Genomic DNA, 15,828 nt, shown 5'->3' on the forward strand with positions numbered 1-15,828 from the left:
TCAGTCCGCCAGTTCCACCAGCACGGGGGCGTGGTCCGAGGCGCCCTTGCCCTTGCGTTCCTCGCGGTCGATCGAGGCGCCCGTGACCCGGGCGGCCAGGGCGGGGGAGGCCAGGACGAAGTCGATCCGCATGCCTTCCCTCTTGGGGAAGCGCAGCTGCGTGTAGTCCCAGTAGGTGTAGACGCCGGGCCCGGGGGTGTAGGGACGGACCACGTCCGTGAAGCCGGCGGATTCGAAGGCATGGAACGCGGCCCGCTCGGGCGGGCTGACGTGCGTGGACCGGTTGGCGATGAAAAGGTCGATGTCCCAGACGTCCTCATCGAAGGGCGCGATGTTCCAGTCGCCCATCAGCGCCACCTGCGCCTGCGGGTCCTCCGCCACGAGTCCCTGCGCGTGTGTTTTGAGGCTTTCCAACCACTTGAGCTTGTAGGGCATGTGCTCGTCATCCAGGGACCGTCCGTTGGGGACGTACAGGCTCCAGATCCGGATGCCGGCGCAGGTGGCGGCCATGGCCCGGGCCTCCTGTACGGGGTCCTTCCCCGCTTTGCCAAAGGAAGGCTGGTCCAGGAACGTCCGCTCAACGTCCTCAAGCCCAACGCGGGAGGCGATGGCGACGCCGTTCCACTGGTTCACGCCGAAGTGGGCAACCTCGTATCCCATCCGCTCGAAGAGCTCCCACGGGAAGTTGTCGTCCTTGCACTTGGTTTCCTGGATGGCCAGGACGTCGCAGTCACTGCGCTGCAGCCAGGCCTCCACGCGGTCGGCGCGTGCGCGGAGGGAGTTCACGTTCCACGTAGCTATCTTCACGGTTTCTAACTTACCTTGGCAGCCGGTCGGCGGGTAAAGCCTCCCGGAACCCTCGCCCGAAGTGGGCCGGGACGGGGAGGACTTCGGCGGACAGGGCGGGTATATTCGCAACCACAATGACCTGGACCACCCACCCGGGCATGCAAAGGAGCACCAGCCATGCGCGAACTCTCCCACTATGTCGGCGGACACCACGTGCAGGGAACGTCCGGCCGCTTCTCCGATGTCTTCGATCCCTGTACCGGCCGGGTCCAGGCACGGGTGCCGCTGGCCAGTGGCACCGAGGTGGCGGACGCTGTTGCCACGGCGGCGAAGGCCCAGCCGGAATGGGCCGCCATGAACCCGCAGCGCCGGGCGCGGGTCCTGCTGCGGTTCGTGGACCTGGTGAACCGCACCATGGATGACCTTGCCCGGCTGTTGTCATCCGAACACGGAAAGACGCTCGCAGACTCCAGGGGCGACATCCAGCGGGGCCTGGAGGTGGTGGAGTTCTCTGCCGCGGCGCCACACCTGCTCAAGGGAGAGTTCTCCAGCGAGGCCGGCCCGGGAGTCGACATTCATTCGCTGCGCCAGCCGCTGGGCGTGGTGGCAGGCATCACTCCTTTTAACTTCCCCGCCATGATTCCGCTGTGGAAATCGGGGCCGGCGCTCGCGGCCGGCAATGCGTTCATCCTCAAGCCCTCCGAACGGGACCCGTCGGTGCCGTTGCGGCTGGCCGAACTGTACAGCGAGGCCGGCGTTCCGGACGGGGTATTCAACGTGGTCAACGGGGACAAGGAAGCGGTGGACGCCCTGCTGGTGGACCCGGCGGTCAAAGCAGTGGGCTTTGTTGGGTCCACGCCCATCGCCGAGTACATCTACGCCACAGCGGCGGCCGCCGGAAAGCGGGCGCAGTGCTTTGGCGGGGCCAAGAACCACATGGTCGTCATGCCCGACGCCGACCTGGACCAGGCGGCGGACGCCCTCATCGGTTCCGGCTACGGGTCAGCGGGGGAGCGGTGCATGGCTGTTTCCGTGGCTGTGCCCGTGGGCCAGGAGACGGCGGACCAGTTGGTGGCCAGGCTACAGGAGCGGATCAAAGCACTGAAGGTGGGACCCAGCCTGGACCCCGGGGTGGACTTCGGCCCAGTGGTTACCGCGGCTGCCAAGCAGCGGATCGAGGGCTATATCGAGGCCGGCGCGGAGGCGGGAGCCACCCTCCTGGCGGACGGCCGGGGCCTGGCAGTGGACGGCCACGCGGACGGGTTCTGGCTGGGGCCCACCCTTTTCGACCACGTCACCCCGGACATGGCCATCTACCGCGACGAGATCTTCGGACCTGTCCTGGTGGTGGTCCGCGCCGCCGACTACGACGAAGCGCTCCGGCTCTGCAGCGACAATCCCTTCGGCAACGGCGTGGCGATCTTCACCCGCGACGGCGACGCCGCCCGGGACTTTGCCACCCGGGTGGACGTGGGCATGGTGGGCATCAACGTACCCATCCCGGTGCCGTTGGCCTACTACACCTTTGGCGGCTGGAAGGCGTCCGGCTTCGGCGACCTGAACCAGCACGGCGCCGATGCCTTCCGTTTTTACACCAAGACCAAGACGGTCACCACCCGGTGGCCCTCGGGAATACGCCACGGAGCGAGCTTCGTGATGCCGGAAGGAAGCTGATGGGCGCAGGACAAAGCAACGGGACCACCGAAGTACTCTTTGAACGCCGTGGCCGGCTTGGAGTGTGCACCCTCAACAGGCCCAAGGCGGTCAACGCCCTCACCGCCGGGATGGTGGGGATGCTCCTGGAGCAGCTCACCGCGTGGGCACAGGACGACGGCGTCTCCGCCGTCCTGGTCCAGGGCGCCGGGGAGCGGGGCCTCTGCGCGGGTGGAGACATCGTGGCCATCTACCAGGACATGCTGCACGGCGGGAGCGCGACGGCGGATTTCTGGCAGACCGAATACCGCGTCAACGCCTTGATCGCCCGGTATCCCAAGCCCTATGTGGCCCTCATGGACGGGCTGGTCCTGGGCGGAGGGGTGGGGATTTCCGCGCACGGGGATGTCCGCGTTGTCACCGAGCGGACCCGCACGGGAATGCCGGAAACCACCATCGGGTTCGCGCCCGACGTCGGCGGAACCTACCTGCTCTCGCGCGCACCCGGGGAAACCGGAACCCATGCCGCCCTCACCGGGGCACACCTGGATGCCGCGGACGCCCTGTTCCTGGGCCTCGCGGACCACTATGTCCCGTCCCAGGCGCTGCCGCGGCTGGTGGGCACGCTGGAAGACGAAAGCCCGGAAGACGCCGTCGCGCGTTACACGGCACAGGCTCCCGCCTCGGTCCTGGCCGGGCAGCAGGAGTGGATCGACGCCTGCTACGCCTCCGACGACGCCGAAGACATCGTCCGCCGGCTCCGCGCCTGGAAGGGCCCGGGGAGCAGCGAGGCAGCCGCCGCGGCGGACACGATCGAAGCCAAGTCGCCGACGTCGGTCAAGGTCACCCTGGCATCCCTGCGCCGGGCCAAAAACCTGACCCTGGACGAAGCCCTGGCCCAGGAGTACCGCGCAGGGCTGCGTTTCCTGGCTGGCCCGGACTTCCGTGAAGGCATCAGGGCGCAGGTGGTGGACAAGGACCGGAACCCGAAGTGGAAACCAGCCACGCTGGGGGAGGTCCTTCCGTCCCAGGTGGACCGGTTCTTCCTACCGCTGGACGGCGCAGAGCTGGACCTGCAGCCTGGCCCGGAACTATTGGAGAAGGAGGCAGGCCATGCCTGACATGCTGACAGTAGCCTTCCTGGGGCTGGGGCACATGGGTGCGCCCATGGCCCTGAACCTGGTGTGGGCGGGCCATCGGGTGACTGGTTTCGACGTGGTGCCTGCAGCCGTGGAAGCGGCCCGGGAGCGGGGCGTGCCGGTGGCCGGAGGTGCGCTTGACGCGGCGGCCGGCGCCGACGTCGTCCTGACGATGTTCCAGACCGGCCGGCAGGTGCTCGACGCCTACAGCGGCCGGGATGGCCAGCCGGGGCTGCTGCAGGCTGCCGCTCCCGGGACGATGTTCCTGGATTGCTCCACCATCAATGTGGAGGAAGCGCGCGAAGCTGCCAACCTTGCGGTGGAGGCCGGCCACCGTTCTGTGGATGCCCCCGTTTCCGGTGGCGTGGTGGGCGCCGAAGCGGGCACCCTCACGTTCATGGTGGGCGGTGATGCGGAGGACTTCCAGAAGGTCCTGCCGCTCCTGGAAGCAATGGGTAAACGGGTGGTCCATTGTGGTGCACACGGTGCGGGCCAGGCCGCCAAGGTCTGCAACAACCTCATCCTGGGCGTCTCCATGATTGCGGTCAGTGAAGCCTTCGTGCTCGGCGAAAAACTGGGCCTGAGCCACCAGGCCCTGTTCGACGTGGCGTCGGCCGCCTCGGGCCAGTGCTGGGCCTTGACCACCAACTGTCCCGTGCCGGGACCCGTTCCCGGCAGCCCCGCCAACCGGGATTACCAGCCGGGATTCGCGGGGGCGCTCATGGCCAAGGACCTCAACCTCGCCGCCAACGCCCTGCGGACCACCCATGTAGCCGCGCGGATGGGTCCGCTGGCAGCCGAAATCTACGATAGGTTTGCCGCGGAAGGCGGCGCCGGCCGGGATTTTTCCGCGATTATCACCGATATCCGGAACAAATCCGGGCAGCAGGCCGCGGCGGCAGCAGGGGAGGCCTCAAACGCCGGCCCTGCGCCCACACTGGCACACGACGACGGGAGCCCCGAATGACCGAATACACCAACATCCTGGTGGAGCAACGGGACAGAGTGGGGCTGGTGACACTGAACCGCCCCGCAGCCTTGAATGCGCTGAACAAGGCCACCATGGAAGAGGTGGTGTCCGCCGTTACCGCCATGGATGCCGATCCCGGGGTGGGAGCGGTGGTGATTACCGGTTCGGGCAAGGCGTTCGCCGCGGGAGCCGACATCAAGGAGATGGCGGACCAGGGCTACATGGATATGTACGCTGCGGACTGGTTCCGGGGCTGGGAGGATTTCACCCGCCTGCGCATACCCACTGTAGCCGCGGTGGCCGGGTTTGCCCTCGGCGGCGGCTGCGAACTGGCCATGATGTGCGACCTCATCATCGCCGGTGACAACGCCAAGTTCGGCCAGCCGGAAATCAACCTGGGCGTGCTCCCGGGCATGGGTGGATCCCAGCGGCTCACACGGGCCGTGGGCAAGGCGAAAGCCATGGACCTGATCCTCACCGGCCGGTTTATCGGCGCCGAGGAAGCAGACCGGTGCGGCCTGGTGTCCCGGGTGGTTCCGGCAGAGGCCGTGGTGGACGAGGCCCTCAAAGCCGCCGCGGTTATTGCCGGCAAGTCGAAACCCGTGGCGATGGCAGCCAAGGAAGCCGTGAATGCCGCCTTTGAAACCGGGCTGGCCCAGGGCGTCCTGTTCGAGCGCAGGCTTTTCCATTCCCTGTTCGCCACCGAGGACCAGAAGGAAGGCATGGCTGCCTTCACGGAAAAGCGGGAGCCCGAGTTCAAGCACCGGTAAGCCGCAGGGCAGCGGCGCCCCTGCCCTTCCACGGAAGCCTGTGCTGCCACGGAAGCCTGTCCTGCCACGGAAGCCCGCCAGGCCCCGTAAGGTGGACAAAGACCGGCCAATGAACGGCGCAAGCAGCGGAATGGGACGGGCTTATGTGGACATCAATGGCCGGTGCGGCGAACCCCACCGAGGGCCTGACCGGGATCGTGGGGGTGGCGGCAAGGGCCATCGACACCCTGGGCGAGTGGGGCGTGGGGGCCTTCACGCTGGCGGAAACCGTGGTGCCCCCCGTCCCGAGTGAGGTGATCCTGCCCCTTGCGGGCTACCTGGCCAAGCAGGGGTCGCTGAGTCTGGTCTTCGTCTTTGCCACCAGCACCCTGGGCGCCTACCTGGGTGCACTGTTCCTGTACTGGCTGGGGGCCAAACTCGGTCTCGAACGTTCCATCCGGGGGCTGTCCAAACTTCCCTTGGTGGACCGGGAGGACTTCGAGCACGCCGCCACCTGGTTCCGCCGCCACGGCAGGTCCTCCATCTTCTTCGGCCGGCTCCTGCCGGGGGTGCGGAGCCTGATCTCACTCCCGGCGGGCGCTGCATCCATGCCGATTGGCACCTTCACCCTGTTCACGCTGGCCGGAAGCGGCCTGTGGAACGCTGCATTGATCGGACTGGGATATGCCCTGGGCACCCAGTACCGGCTCATCGAGGAATACTCACGGTTCCTCAACTACGCGGTGTACGCGGCCCTCGCTGTCGCGCTGGCACTGCTCATCGTCCGGCGGGCCAGGCGCGCGAAGGCGCGTCGCTGACGGAGGCGGCAACAATGAATGACCAGGAATCCGCCGGCGGGCCGGCCTTCAAGGATGCCGACCTGATGCACGTCACCGACCTCCTGGCCGCGCCTGAACGGGAACGGTACATACGGACCCGGCAATTCCTGCAATCCTCCGTCCGGGACCAGTCCGTGGGGTACTGGAACCGGGAGGAGTTCCCTTTCGACCTGGTGGCCGAAATGGGCAAGCAGGGGCTGGGAGCGCTGCAGCTGGACGGCAGTTCCATCCTGTTCAAGGGACTGATGTATGTGGAGCTCGCCAGGGCAGACGTCTCCCTGTCCGCCCTGGCAGGGATCCACAACGAGCTGATCGTGGGCATGGTCAGCCAGCTGGGATCCGATGAGCAGAAGCGGCGGTGGCTGCCGGGCCTGCGGAATTTCAGCACGTTGGGAGCTTTTGCCCTGACGGAGCCGGACCACGGCTCGGACATTTCCCGTGCCCTCGGGACCACTGCCACCCGGGACGGCGCCCATTGGGTGCTCAACGGCGCCAAGCGCTGGATCGGTGCTGGAACCATTGCCGACTTTGCCCTGGTCTGGGCGCGGGACACTGCAGATGGCGGGATCAAGGGCTTTCTGGTGGAGACGGACCGGCCGGGCTACGAGGCCACCAAAATATCCAACAAGATCGGCCTGCGGATCATGCAGAACGCCGACATCACCTTGTCGGACGTCCGCATTCCCGCCGGCAACCTGCTGCCCGGGGCGGACCGCTTCGCGGCTGCAAACGACTTGCTCCGGGACTCCCGCGCCTGGGTGGGCTGGCAGGCGGCGGGCATCCAGCTGGCCGCATTCGACGTGGCGCGAGGCTATTCCCTGGCCCGGAGCCAGTTCGGCCGCAGGCTTGCCGGTTTCCAACTGGTCCAGCAGCAGTTGGCCGACATGTTGGGTAATGCCTCGGCCTCGCTCGCGCTGATGGTGGAACTGGCGCGCATCCAGGAGTCGGGAAAACTGGAGATGGCGCAGGCGGCCATGGCCAAGGCCACCACCACGCGCCTGGCCCGTGCTTCGGTGGCAATGGGCCGGTCCCTCCTCGGCGGCAATGGCATCAGCACCGATTATGGAATGGCCAAGCTGTTTGGCGACGCCGAGATCCTTTACACCTATGAGGGCACCTTCGAGATCAACTCGTTGCTCGTGGGCCGCGCTGTCACCGGCATCTCCGCCTTCCCCTGACCCTGGTTATAGGTGTTTGTCGGCGAAGCTGAGCAGGGCGTCCCGCACGAAGCGGGCGCCGCCATCACCTCCATAGTTGGCAGCAAACCGGGGATCGGCTACGTATATGTCCGCGAGGCCAACGACGTATCCCTTGATATCGCCGCCGGTTCCGGAAGCCGGGGTGCCGGGAATGGAGCGGAGCCAGTCGACGTGCCGCCTGGCCAGGTCCTGCGCCTGGGGTCCATCGGCCGGGACTCCTGCACCGGCGGCCTCGATCCAGTCCCGGCCCAGTTGCGCTGCCCGTGACTGCCATTCCTTCCGCGCCCGCGCATCCATGCCGCGCCACCACGCGTCGCCCTTTGCGTACGCGTCCTTGCCCCACCGTTCCTCGACCTCGTCCTTGTACCGGGTGTGGTCGAAGCCGGCGAACATGTCCTCTGCCATGAGGTGGCCTCCTGCCTTTACCGTTTGGATAGTGTGGCGGACGGATTCCATCTGGACCGTCAGCCGGCGTTGTTCCTGTTCCAGCCACCGCAGGTGGCGGGTGAGTGCGTCGACCGGGTCCGATTGACGCTGGAAGACCTCCGCGATGGCGGGCAATCCCAGGCCCAGCTCCCGGAGGAGGAGGATGCGCTGCAGCTGCAGGAGGGCGGCGCCGTCGTAATATCGGTAGCCGTTGCTGCCCACCCGGGTGGGTCTCAGCAGTCCGATGTCGTCGTAGTGCCGCAGCGTGCGGCTGGTGGTGCCGGCGATCCTGGCCACGTCCTGGATGGACCAGATCCTCCCGTCGCCCCGGATTTCTTCCATGCCCCGAGCGTAAGGGTTGACGCAGCGTCAAGGTCAAGGGCAGGCCGACGGCCTTGGTTCAGCGGGCGGGACGGTTGTGGGGCCTGCGGTTGCGGGCCTGTGCCAGCAGCCGGAGGAACGCGAAAATAAAGCCGGCCTCGAACAGCAGCATCAGGCCGACCAGGAGCCACTGCTGCCGGGTGATGAAGACAATGCACCCCGTCATCGCCAGGATGGTTCCCAAGGCCAGGGCGTAGATGGCGAAGCCAGCGGCGACGCGCGCACTGCGGACGCCGGTGCGGAAGCCGAATCCGTGGGGTTCACCGCCGGGTTGCCCGGGCACACGGTCAGGTGCGGCGGGCCCAAGCCTGTCGAACTCCTCCCACGGGTCCTGGTCCTGTCCGGTCATAAGTCAATTATCCCGAAAAGCAGCTTGCGGCGGGTGGGACGGGCTGCGCGGGACATAAAAAGAGCGGCCCCTCCAACAAGGTTGGAGGAGCCGCTGTTTGGGGTCCCGGCATGGGCCGGAGGCCGCCGAAGACTTAGAGCGGGCGGATGTTCTCTGCCTGCGGACCCTTCGGGCCCTGGGTCACATCGAATTCGACCTTCTGGTTCTCGTCCAATGAGCGGTAGCCGCTGGTGGCGATTGCCGAGTAGTGGGCGAAAACGTCAGCGGACCCGTCATCGGGGGCAATGAAGCCAAAACCCTTTTCGGCGTTGAACCATTTAACTGTGCCTGTTGCCATGGCTGCATTCCTTCATGTGACTCTGATTCTCTCCCCAGGAATCATCCCGGAGTGCGCAGGAGTTCGTCCCCCACTGTCCCCAAAGTACGGGGCGCGGGGCCGCTGTGCAAGGGTAAGCGCCATAAACACGGTCATCGCATGCCCTCCCGGCGTATGGCAGTGGCAATCGCGGCGGCCCGGGTGTCGACTCCCAGCTTGGCGTAGATGTGCGCCAGGTGGGTCTTGACCGTGGCCTCGGAGATGAACAGCCGCCTCCCGAGCTCGCGGTTGCTGAGTCCTTCGGTCAGCAGGCTGAGCAGCTCCGCTTCCCGTGGCGTCAGGATGGCGTCCGGGTTCCGCAGCTGCTGGAAGAGCCTGGATGCAACTGGCGGGCTCATGACGCTCTTGCCTTGGACAGCGCCCCGGATCGCCGTGAAGATCTCCTCCGGGGCAGCGTCCTTCAGCAGGTAGCCCATGGCGCCGGCATCCACCGCGCGGACAATGTCGGCGTCGGAGTCGTACGTGGTGAACACCAGGATCGCCTGGCTGCCGTCGCTTTCCCGAAGCCGCCTGATCGCCTCGATTCCGTCCATTCCCGGCCCCATGGCGAGGTCCATGACCACCACTGCAGGGCTATGCTGCCGGACCAGCTGGAGCGCCTCCTCGCCGGAGGACGCCTCGGCCACCACCTCGATGTCCGGCTGTGTGCCCAGCAGTGCGCGCAATCCGCTCCGGACCACCAGATGGTCGTCAACGAGGAGCACGGTGACGGGGGTCATGTCTCCGCCTCCAGGGGCAGTTGCGCCGCCACGACAGTCCCTTCCCCTGGAGCGCTCTCCACCGAAAACAGGCCGCCCAGCTGCTCCACCCGCTGCCGCATGGCCCGCAGTCCGTACCCGCCGGCGTCCGACGGCGGTGCTGCCGCCGCCGGATCAAAGCCGGCGCCGTCGTCGTAAATGTCCAAGGTGACGGCGTCCGGAAGGAAACCCAGCGTCACGGTGGCCACCGACGCGGAGGCATGCAGCCGGATATTGGAAGCCGCGCTCTGCGCCACCCGTAGCAGGGCATGCCGGACCTCCGGGGACACGGTACGCGGCTCACCGGTCACCATGAGGCGGGCTTCGGGCACGTACTGCCGTGCGGCAAGCAGCACCGCCTCGGGCAGGGGTGCGGCGTCCAGCCCGGGGGACGCCAGTTCGTGGACCAGGCTGCGGGTCTCCGACAGGCTGGCACGGAGCAGGCTCGTGGCCTGGCGGACATCATCGCGTGCTGCAGTATCCGGCCACGCCCGGTCCGCGGCTTCGAGCAGGAGCAGGCTGCTTGCCAGGCCCTGTGTGACGGTGTCGTGGATTTCCCGGGAGACCCGCTCGCGTTCCGCGATGGTGCCGGCCCGCCGTTCACTGGCCGCCAGCTGCCCCTGCGCGCTGCTGACTTCCGCGTGCAGGCGGCGCTGTTCTTCGGCGTCACGCTGTATGCGGTCGTAGATGAGCGTCAGCATGGTGCCTACCGCCAGCGGTCCCAGGAGCATCGCCACGTCGGTGCCGCTGCCCAGGCGGAACAGTCCGACGGCGGTGGCGAGCGTGATGGCAGCAGCCAGGACGTACGCTGTCGTACCTCGCAGGGCGCTGCGGCACAGGAAGAACAGGGCGAAGGAACACCACGCGAAGCTTGGCGCTGCCACCACCAGCACCGCCCACACAGCTACGAGGACGACGACCCACGGCACCCCGGCCCGGTCCCGTGCGGACAGCAGGGCTACGACGGCGTAGAGCAGGCACGCCGCAGCGGCAAGTCCCAGGACCACCAGGTTGTCCGCGGGGCTGTGGCGCATGACGTAACGGACAGCCGACGCCACCAGGAGCAGGGCGAAGCCCGCGTGGACAGTCAATCCGATACTGCCCAGGGGGCCGGCCCGGGTCAGCGGATCCATGCCAAGGCGGCGGCTGCCGCCGGCAGGGGGTACCGCGGGGCCGGGGTTTGTACTGGTGTCTGTGGCGGGCATGGCATCCGGGTCTGGTGGGGAACGCTGCCTTCCATGCTAGGGCTCCCGCACTGTCCCGTCCCTCAGCCTTTTGGCTGATATGGCCGGCCTTTTGATGGAGCAGGGATCCGCCAAACGCCCGATGCCAGGCACCGTACTGCCGGGAAGGATGGAAACAGCAATCCCGACCAAGCGAAGGAAACGTCATGAAGAAGTCCCACAAGGTATTTGCCGCCGCGGCCGCCGGAGCCCTCCTGGTCACTGCCGGGGCAACCGCCGCCGCGAACGCTGGAACGGCTGGCGCAAGTGGCACGCAGGCACCCGCAGTCATGCCTGCCGTGGACGTGCAGCCGGCCCCGGAAACCGTGGTGCAGCAGAACCGCATCACTGTAGGGGCATCGGCGCAGGCCGTCAGCGCGGCGCTCGCCAAGTGCCAGGCGGACAAGCTGCCGTTCGTCACCGTTGCGCTCGTGGACAGGTTTGGCACGGTCCAGGCGCTGCTCCGCGGCGACAATGCCGCCGAACACACCATCGAGGCAGCCAAGCAGAAGGCTTACACGGCGGCAGCCTTTGGCGCCCCCACCAGTGAGCTGGCGAAGCGGATTAACGGAAACGGTCCTTCCATCGCCGACCTCCCCGGCACCCTGTTCCTGGCCGGCGGGGTACCGCTGAAGGTCAACGGTGTTTCGGTGGCCGGCATCGGCGTGGGCGGCGCCCCCGACGGCGCACTCGATGAGGCCTGCGCCACCGCCGGCGCCGAGGCTATCGCAGCAGCCACGAAGTAGGGTTCAGGCATGAGGCGTGGCGGCACAGCAGCCCTGATGGCCGTAGCCGGAATACTCCTCGCTGCGTGCCAGGCAAGGCCAGGGGAGCCGCAGGAAGTTGGTTCCCCGCCGCCTGTTTCATCCGTCGGCCCGGGCGGGGAAACCGGCTCCCCGCAAGCAAGCCCCGCTGCCCCCTCCAGCCCGGCAGCACCGGCACTCCCGTTGAGCCCGGAGGCACAGGCGCGGCTCGACCAGGAACTGATCGCGGCGGCCAAGGCCAACGACGCGCCCAGGGTTGCCGGACTGATCGGCCGCGGCGGCAACGTCAACGCCAAGGACTCCATCCAGGACTCGGCGTTCCTCTACAGCGGGGCGGAGGGGTTCAACGAGGTGCTGCAGTTGACGCTGGCTGCCGGGGCTGACGTCACCAGCACCAACCGTTATGGCGGCACGGCGCTCATCCCAGCCAGCGAGCACGGCCACGTGGAGACCGTGAAGATCCTCATCGCAGCCGGTGTCCCGGTAAACCACGTCAACCACCTGGGCTGGACCGCCATGCAGGAGGCCATCCTGCTGAACGACGGCGGCCCGCGCCAGCAGGAGGTCGTGCGGCTGCTGCTGGACGCCGGTGCCGACCCCGGCATCCGAGATCCGGAAGGCAGAACCGCACTGCAGAATGCTGAGCGGCTGGGATTTGGGGACATCGCGGCCCTCCTCCGGGGTGCCGGCTGATCCTGCCCGTGCCTCCGCAATCACCATGCGCGGCCGTCCCGGGGCACTTTGGCGCGGACACGCCGTCGTCATCCCCCGAGACGGCTCCGGACGGCTTCAAAGCGCCCCACGACGGCGGCACCGCCCCGGGTGCCACCGTCCGGGTGCCAGCTAGACGGCTTCAAGCACGCTCACGTAGTTGGCGATGCCCACGCCGCCCATGTTTTGCACAGCCGCGCGGCGGGGGCCGGCCAGCTGCATGTCGCCGGCGGTTCCGGTGAGCTGCATCGCGGTGATGACGTGCTGGGAGACGCCGGTGGCTCCCACCGGGTGGCCCTTGGCCTTGAGGCCTCCCGATACGTTGATGGGAAGCCTGCCGTCCCTGAAGACCCAGCCTTCCTTCACCGCGCGGGCGCCCTGGCCCGGTTCGGTCAGCCCGATGGCTTCGTACATGAGCAGTTCGGCGATGGTGAAGCAGTCATGGACCTCGGCGAAGTCAAGGTCCTCCAGTCCCACACCGGCCATTGCCATGGCGCGCTGCCAGGAGGCCCGGGTTGCGGCGAAGGCGGTGGGGTCCCGGCGATCGGTGGGGAAGAAATCGTTGGCCTGGCCGAAACCGGCCAGCCGGACCGGCGCGGTGGCTCCGCCGGTTGGGGCCACAGACAGCACGACGGCGGCGGCACCATCGGAGACCGGGGAGCAGTCGGTGCGGCGCAGCGGGTCCGCGACCATGGGGTTCTTGTCCGAGACGGTCTGGCAGAACTCCTCGCCAAGGTCCTTCCGGAGCTGGGCATAGGGGTTGTCCACGCCGTTGCGGTGGTTCTTCGCTGCGATGGTGCCCAGCACGTCGGAGAGGTTCCCTGCGCGGGCGCCATAGCGCTTCTCGTAGTGCTTGGCGACCTCGGCGAAGAGGCCCGTGAAGCCGGTGGTGGAGGGCTTGCCGGCCATGTCGTAGTCAGCACCGAGCAGGGCGGCACCCACGACGTCGGCGCCGGCGTGGGTCATCTTCTCGGCGCCAATGACCAGGACAGTCTTTGCGGTGCCGGCCAGCAGCGACTTGGTGCCCTGCTGGAATGCCGCGGAGCCGGAAGCGCAGGCGTTTTCCACCCGGGTGGAGGGGACGTTGGCCAGGTCCGGTGAAACCTGCAGCGCCAGCGAGGACGGGAAGGCCAACGGCATCATCCCGGAGTTGAACTGTCCCACGTAGATCTCGTCGATCTGGCCCGGCTCCACGCCCGCAGTGTTGATGGCATCCGTGGCCACCTGGACGATGAGGGACTCAAGGGTCTCCTCTGTCAGCTTGCCGAACTTGCTGTGCCCCCAACCGGTGATCAGGACGTCCTTGCCGAACTGTTCCTTCAAGCTCATGCTGCCACTTCCTCGTTCTCGAGCCGGACCGTAAAGTCGGCTTCGGTTTTGCTCTGGATGTCCTCTACGGTGACCCCTGGGGCAAGCCGGGTCAGCGTGAGCCGCCGCCCGCCGTCGTACTCCTTCACCAGGTCAAAGACCGCCAGGTCGCTGATGATCCGGTCCACGCAGCTGAGCCCGGTCAGGGGGAGGGTGCACTCGCGCACGATCTTGGAGGTGCCGTCCTTGGCATTGTGCTCGGTGAGGACCACCACCCGCGGCGTGCCGGCCACCAGGTCCATGGCCCCGCCCATGCCCTTGACCATCTTTCCCGGGATGGTCCAGTTGGCCAGGTCGCCGTTGCCGGAGACCTGCATGGCACCGAGGATGGCCACCTTGACGTGGCCGCCGCGGATCATGCCGAAGGAAGTGGCGGAGTCGAAGATGCTGCCGCCGGGCAGGACCGTCACGGTCTGCTTGCCCGCATTGATGAGGTCGGCATCCTCCTCGCCCTCGTACGGGAACGGGCCCATGCCCAGCAGCCCGTTCTCGCTCTGCAGGACAACCCGCACGCCCTCGGGCAGGTTGTTGGCCACCAGCGTGGGGATGCCGATGCCCAGGTTCACGTAGTCGCCGTCGTTCAGTTCCTCGGCGGCGATCGCAGCCATCTGGTCCCTGGTCCATGCCATGGGGTTTCTCCTTTTGTCTTGTTTACCGCAGTATTCGTTGAGGTCAGTTCGGTATAACCGGTGGCACGAAGTCGAAGGTCATTCCCAGCAGCCAGGCCAGCAGGAGGACCACCGGCAGGTGGAACAGGAACTGCTGGAAGGTGAAGCCCACCAGGTCCCGGGCGCGCAGGCCCAGCACCGCCAGCAGGGGCAGCATGAAGAACGGGTTGATGAGGTTGGGCAGCGCTTCAGCCATGTTGTAGATCTGCACGGTCCAGCCAAGGTTCATGTTCACGTCCGTGGCGGACTGCATCACGTAAGGCGCCTCCACCAGCCATTTGCCGCCGCCCGACGGCACGAACATGCCGAGGAACGCCGTGTAGAGGGCGATGATGACGGCGAACGCGCCGTTGCCGCCGATGCTGGTGAAGAAGTGTGCGAGGTGCTCGGACACCGAGAGGCCGCCTGCGCCGGCGGCTTTGGTCAGGATCGCTGCCATCGCCGCATACAGGGGGAACTGCACCAGGATTCCCGCTGTGGCGGGGACAGCCTTGCTGACTGACTGCAGGAACCGGCGCGGCGTCCCGTGCAGCACGAGCCCCAGCATGAGGAAGACCAGCAGGTACCCGTTGAGCGAGCTGACCACGCTCAAAATGGGCAGCGTCAGAAGCTGGGACACCAGCCAGCCCAGGGTCAGGACGCCGGCGAGTACGGGCAGCACGCGGCTGTATTCGAGCCATTCGCCTGGACGGGACTGTTCCGCCGGAGGTTCGGGCTGGTCATTGAGGTCCACGCCCAGATCGGCAGCGGTCCTGATCGCGCTGCCCGTGGGGGCCGAAAAGTGCGCTATGACCGTTGTCAGCAGCATGAGGATGGCCAGCGTCAGCAGGGACTGCCAGGTGAAGATGGTGGTGCCGAAGTCCAGGACGCCGGTGATCTTCAGCAGCGCCGGGGGAATGGACGCCTTTGTTGCCTGCAGCTGGGCAGCCGAGGAGGACATGCCCAGCGCCCATACGGCTCCCAGCCCCATGAAAGCCGCTGCGCCCAGGGCCCGGTAGTCCACCTGGAGGTCCCGGCGGCGCGCTATGGCGCGTGCCAGGAGTCCGCCGAAGATCAGGCTCAGCCCCCAGTTCACGAAGGACACCGACATGGACATGACGGCCACAAAGCTCACGGCAGTGCGCGCGGAGCCCGGCACCTGTGCCAGCCGCTCGATCAAACGGGCCACCGGGGGTGCGGTGGCCACCACGTAGCCGGTCAGCACCACCATCGCCATCTGCAGGGTAAAGGCCGTGAGGTCCCAGAAGCCGTTGCCGAAGGAATCCACCACGGCCTTGGGTGAAGCGCCGATGGCTAGCGCCGCAATGGCCACCAGCAGCACCCCGGCCAAGGCGAAGATGTAGGCGTCCGGGAACCATTTCTGGGTCCATCCGGCCAGCTTCTCCGCCATCCGGGCCAGGCCTTTTTGCGGGACATCCTGGCGGTTGAGTTGCGCGGTGGTCATGAGGGCGTTTCTCTCCATTGAGTAATCGGAACGGTGGCGCTGG

The 15,828-nt window shown here is 67.2% G+C and carries 17 protein-coding genes; 8 read left to right on the forward strand and 9 right to left on the reverse strand.

Translation table 11 applies throughout. The features are described from left to right. Positions 1-807 (reverse strand): exodeoxyribonuclease III, encoded by an 807-nt coding sequence (locus tag K4G53_RS09205; RefSeq protein WP_221385395.1) that lies wholly within the window; start codon positions 805-807, stop codon positions 1-3. A 159-nt stretch (positions 808-966) separates the two neighbouring features. On the opposite strand from K4G53_RS09205, the gene K4G53_RS09210 reads away from it, so the two are divergent. The 6 genes from K4G53_RS09210 (at position 967) to K4G53_RS09235 (ending at position 7,317) form a co-directional block, all read left to right on the forward strand. After that, complete coding sequence (locus K4G53_RS09210; RefSeq protein WP_221385396.1) at positions 967-2,463, forward strand: CoA-acylating methylmalonate-semialdehyde dehydrogenase; 1,497 nt, start codon at positions 967-969, stop codon at positions 2,461-2,463. Next, on the forward strand, positions 2,463-3,563 hold the full coding sequence (locus K4G53_RS09215; protein WP_221385397.1) for an enoyl-CoA hydratase/isomerase family protein: 1,101 nt from the start codon (positions 2,463-2,465) through the stop codon (positions 3,561-3,563). Before K4G53_RS09210 ends, K4G53_RS09215 begins: the two co-directional genes overlap by 1 nt. Continuing rightward, positions 3,556-4,548: a 3-hydroxyisobutyrate dehydrogenase gene (gene mmsB, locus K4G53_RS09220; RefSeq protein WP_221385398.1), complete on the forward strand. Its 993-nt coding sequence runs from the start codon at positions 3,556-3,558 to the stop codon at positions 4,546-4,548. Before K4G53_RS09215 ends, mmsB begins: the two co-directional genes overlap by 8 nt. Then, positions 4,545-5,321 (forward strand): enoyl-CoA hydratase, encoded by a 777-nt coding sequence (locus tag K4G53_RS09225; RefSeq protein ID WP_221385399.1) that lies wholly within the window; start codon positions 4,545-4,547, stop codon positions 5,319-5,321. Before mmsB ends, K4G53_RS09225 begins: the two co-directional genes overlap by 4 nt. A gap of 143 nt (positions 5,322-5,464) precedes the next feature. Further along, the gene (locus tag K4G53_RS09230; RefSeq protein ID WP_221385400.1) at positions 5,465-6,118 is read left to right on the forward strand and encodes a DedA family protein; all 654 of its coding nucleotides are present in this window, start codon (positions 5,465-5,467) and stop codon (positions 6,116-6,118) included. 14 nt (positions 6,119-6,132) lie between these two features. Continuing rightward, a complete protein-coding gene (locus K4G53_RS09235; protein ID WP_221385401.1) occupies positions 6,133-7,317 on the forward strand; it encodes an acyl-CoA dehydrogenase family protein in 1,185 nt (394 codons plus the stop codon). Between the two features lie 6 nt (positions 7,318-7,323). Here the strand turns inward: K4G53_RS09235 and K4G53_RS09240 are convergent, their stop codons facing one another. The 5 genes from K4G53_RS09240 to K4G53_RS09260 all read right to left on the reverse strand — a co-directional run bounded on the left by K4G53_RS09240 (position 7,324) and on the right by K4G53_RS09260 (position 10,812). Next, complete coding sequence (locus K4G53_RS09240; RefSeq protein WP_221385402.1) at positions 7,324-8,106, reverse strand: MerR family transcriptional regulator; 783 nt, start codon at positions 8,104-8,106, stop codon at positions 7,324-7,326. A gap of 58 nt (positions 8,107-8,164) precedes the next feature. Continuing rightward, positions 8,165-8,494: a hypothetical protein gene (locus tag K4G53_RS09245; RefSeq protein ID WP_221385403.1), complete on the reverse strand. Its 330-nt coding sequence runs from the start codon at positions 8,492-8,494 to the stop codon at positions 8,165-8,167. Positions 8,495-8,627: 133 nt separating this feature from the next. After that, the gene (locus K4G53_RS09250) at positions 8,628-8,831 is read right to left on the reverse strand and encodes a cold-shock protein (protein WP_009357211.1); all 204 of its coding nucleotides are present in this window, start codon (positions 8,829-8,831) and stop codon (positions 8,628-8,630) included. Between the two features lie 131 nt (positions 8,832-8,962). Then, complete coding sequence (locus K4G53_RS09255) at positions 8,963-9,589, reverse strand: response regulator transcription factor (protein ID WP_221385404.1); 627 nt, start codon at positions 9,587-9,589, stop codon at positions 8,963-8,965. After that, on the reverse strand, positions 9,586-10,812 hold the full coding sequence (locus K4G53_RS09260) for a sensor histidine kinase (RefSeq protein WP_374226154.1): 1,227 nt from the start codon (positions 10,810-10,812) through the stop codon (positions 9,586-9,588). The genes K4G53_RS09255 and K4G53_RS09260 overlap by 4 nt, the downstream gene beginning before the upstream one ends. Positions 10,813-10,997: 185 nt before the next feature. On the opposite strand from K4G53_RS09260, the gene K4G53_RS09265 reads away from it, so the two are divergent. Together K4G53_RS09265 and K4G53_RS09270 are read left to right on the forward strand one after the other, a co-directional pair. Beyond that, on the forward strand, positions 10,998-11,576 hold the full coding sequence (locus K4G53_RS09265; protein ID WP_221385405.1) for a heme-binding protein: 579 nt from the start codon (positions 10,998-11,000) through the stop codon (positions 11,574-11,576). Between the two features lie 9 nt (positions 11,577-11,585). Next, positions 11,586-12,287 carry an ankyrin repeat domain-containing protein gene (locus K4G53_RS09270; protein WP_260323452.1) on the forward strand — a complete coding sequence of 234 codons (702 nt, stop codon included), beginning with the start codon at positions 11,586-11,588 and terminating at the stop codon, positions 12,285-12,287. Positions 12,288-12,437: 150 nt separating this feature from the next. Here K4G53_RS09270 and K4G53_RS09275 read toward each other — a convergent pair whose 3' ends face one another. Genes K4G53_RS09275 through K4G53_RS09285 form a run of 3 tightly spaced genes read right to left on the reverse strand, consistent with a single transcriptional unit; the run spans position 12,438 to position 15,785 of the window. Continuing rightward, positions 12,438-13,634 carry an acetyl-CoA acetyltransferase gene (locus tag K4G53_RS09275; protein ID WP_221385406.1) on the reverse strand — a complete coding sequence of 399 codons (1,197 nt, stop codon included), beginning with the start codon at positions 13,632-13,634 and terminating at the stop codon, positions 12,438-12,440. Beyond that, the gene (locus tag K4G53_RS09280) at positions 13,631-14,302 is read right to left on the reverse strand and encodes a CoA transferase subunit B (RefSeq protein WP_221385407.1); all 672 of its coding nucleotides are present in this window, start codon (positions 14,300-14,302) and stop codon (positions 13,631-13,633) included. Before K4G53_RS09280 ends, K4G53_RS09275 begins: the two co-directional genes overlap by 4 nt. A gap of 43 nt (positions 14,303-14,345) precedes the next feature. Further along, positions 14,346-15,785: a short-chain fatty acid transporter gene (locus K4G53_RS09285; RefSeq protein ID WP_221385408.1), complete on the reverse strand. Its 1,440-nt coding sequence runs from the start codon at positions 15,783-15,785 to the stop codon at positions 14,346-14,348. Between the last annotated feature and the right edge of the window lie 43 nt (positions 15,786-15,828).

This window comes from Arthrobacter sp. MAHUQ-56, assembly GCF_019710585.1.
GTDB lineage: Bacteria > Actinomycetota > Actinomycetes > Actinomycetales > Micrococcaceae > Arthrobacter.

Excerpts from the sequence above, each read along its gene's own strand:
- K4G53_RS09210 (WP_221385396.1), top strand. The coding sequence starts at position 967 with ATGCGCGAACTCTCCCACTATGTCGGCGGACACCACGTGCAGGGAACG.
- K4G53_RS09215 (WP_221385397.1), top strand. The coding sequence starts at position 2,463 with ATGGGCGCAGGACAAAGCAACGGGACCACCGAAGTACTCTTTGAACGC.
- mmsB (WP_221385398.1), top strand. The coding sequence starts at position 3,556 with ATGCCTGACATGCTGACAGTAGCCTTCCTGGGGCTGGGGCACATGGGT.
- K4G53_RS09225 (WP_221385399.1), top strand. The coding sequence starts at position 4,545 with ATGACCGAATACACCAACATCCTGGTGGAGCAACGGGACAGAGTGGGG.
- K4G53_RS09230 (WP_221385400.1), top strand. The coding sequence starts at position 5,465 with ATGTGGACATCAATGGCCGGTGCGGCGAACCCCACCGAGGGCCTGACC.
- K4G53_RS09235 (WP_221385401.1), top strand. The coding sequence starts at position 6,133 with ATGAATGACCAGGAATCCGCCGGCGGGCCGGCCTTCAAGGATGCCGAC.
- K4G53_RS09240 (WP_221385402.1), bottom strand. The coding sequence starts at position 8,106 with ATGGAAGAAATCCGGGGCGACGGGAGGATCTGGTCCATCCAGGACGTG.
- K4G53_RS09245 (WP_221385403.1), bottom strand. The coding sequence starts at position 8,494 with ATGACCGGACAGGACCAGGACCCGTGGGAGGAGTTCGACAGGCTTGGG.
- K4G53_RS09250 (WP_009357211.1), bottom strand. The coding sequence starts at position 8,831 with ATGGCAACAGGCACAGTTAAATGGTTCAACGCCGAAAAGGGTTTTGGC.
- K4G53_RS09255 (WP_221385404.1), bottom strand. The coding sequence starts at position 9,589 with ATGACCCCCGTCACCGTGCTCCTCGTTGACGACCATCTGGTGGTCCGG.
- K4G53_RS09260 (WP_374226154.1), bottom strand. The coding sequence starts at position 10,812 with ATGCCCGCCACAGACACCAGTACAAACCCCGGCCCCGCGGTACCCCCT.
- K4G53_RS09265 (WP_221385405.1), top strand. The coding sequence starts at position 10,998 with ATGAAGAAGTCCCACAAGGTATTTGCCGCCGCGGCCGCCGGAGCCCTC.
- K4G53_RS09270 (WP_260323452.1), top strand. The coding sequence starts at position 11,586 with ATGAGGCGTGGCGGCACAGCAGCCCTGATGGCCGTAGCCGGAATACTC.
- K4G53_RS09275 (WP_221385406.1), bottom strand. The coding sequence starts at position 13,634 with ATGAGCTTGAAGGAACAGTTCGGCAAGGACGTCCTGATCACCGGTTGG.
- K4G53_RS09280 (WP_221385407.1), bottom strand. The coding sequence starts at position 14,302 with ATGGCATGGACCAGGGACCAGATGGCTGCGATCGCCGCCGAGGAACTG.
- K4G53_RS09285 (WP_221385408.1), bottom strand. The coding sequence starts at position 15,785 with ATGACCACCGCGCAACTCAACCGCCAGGATGTCCCGCAAAAAGGCCTG.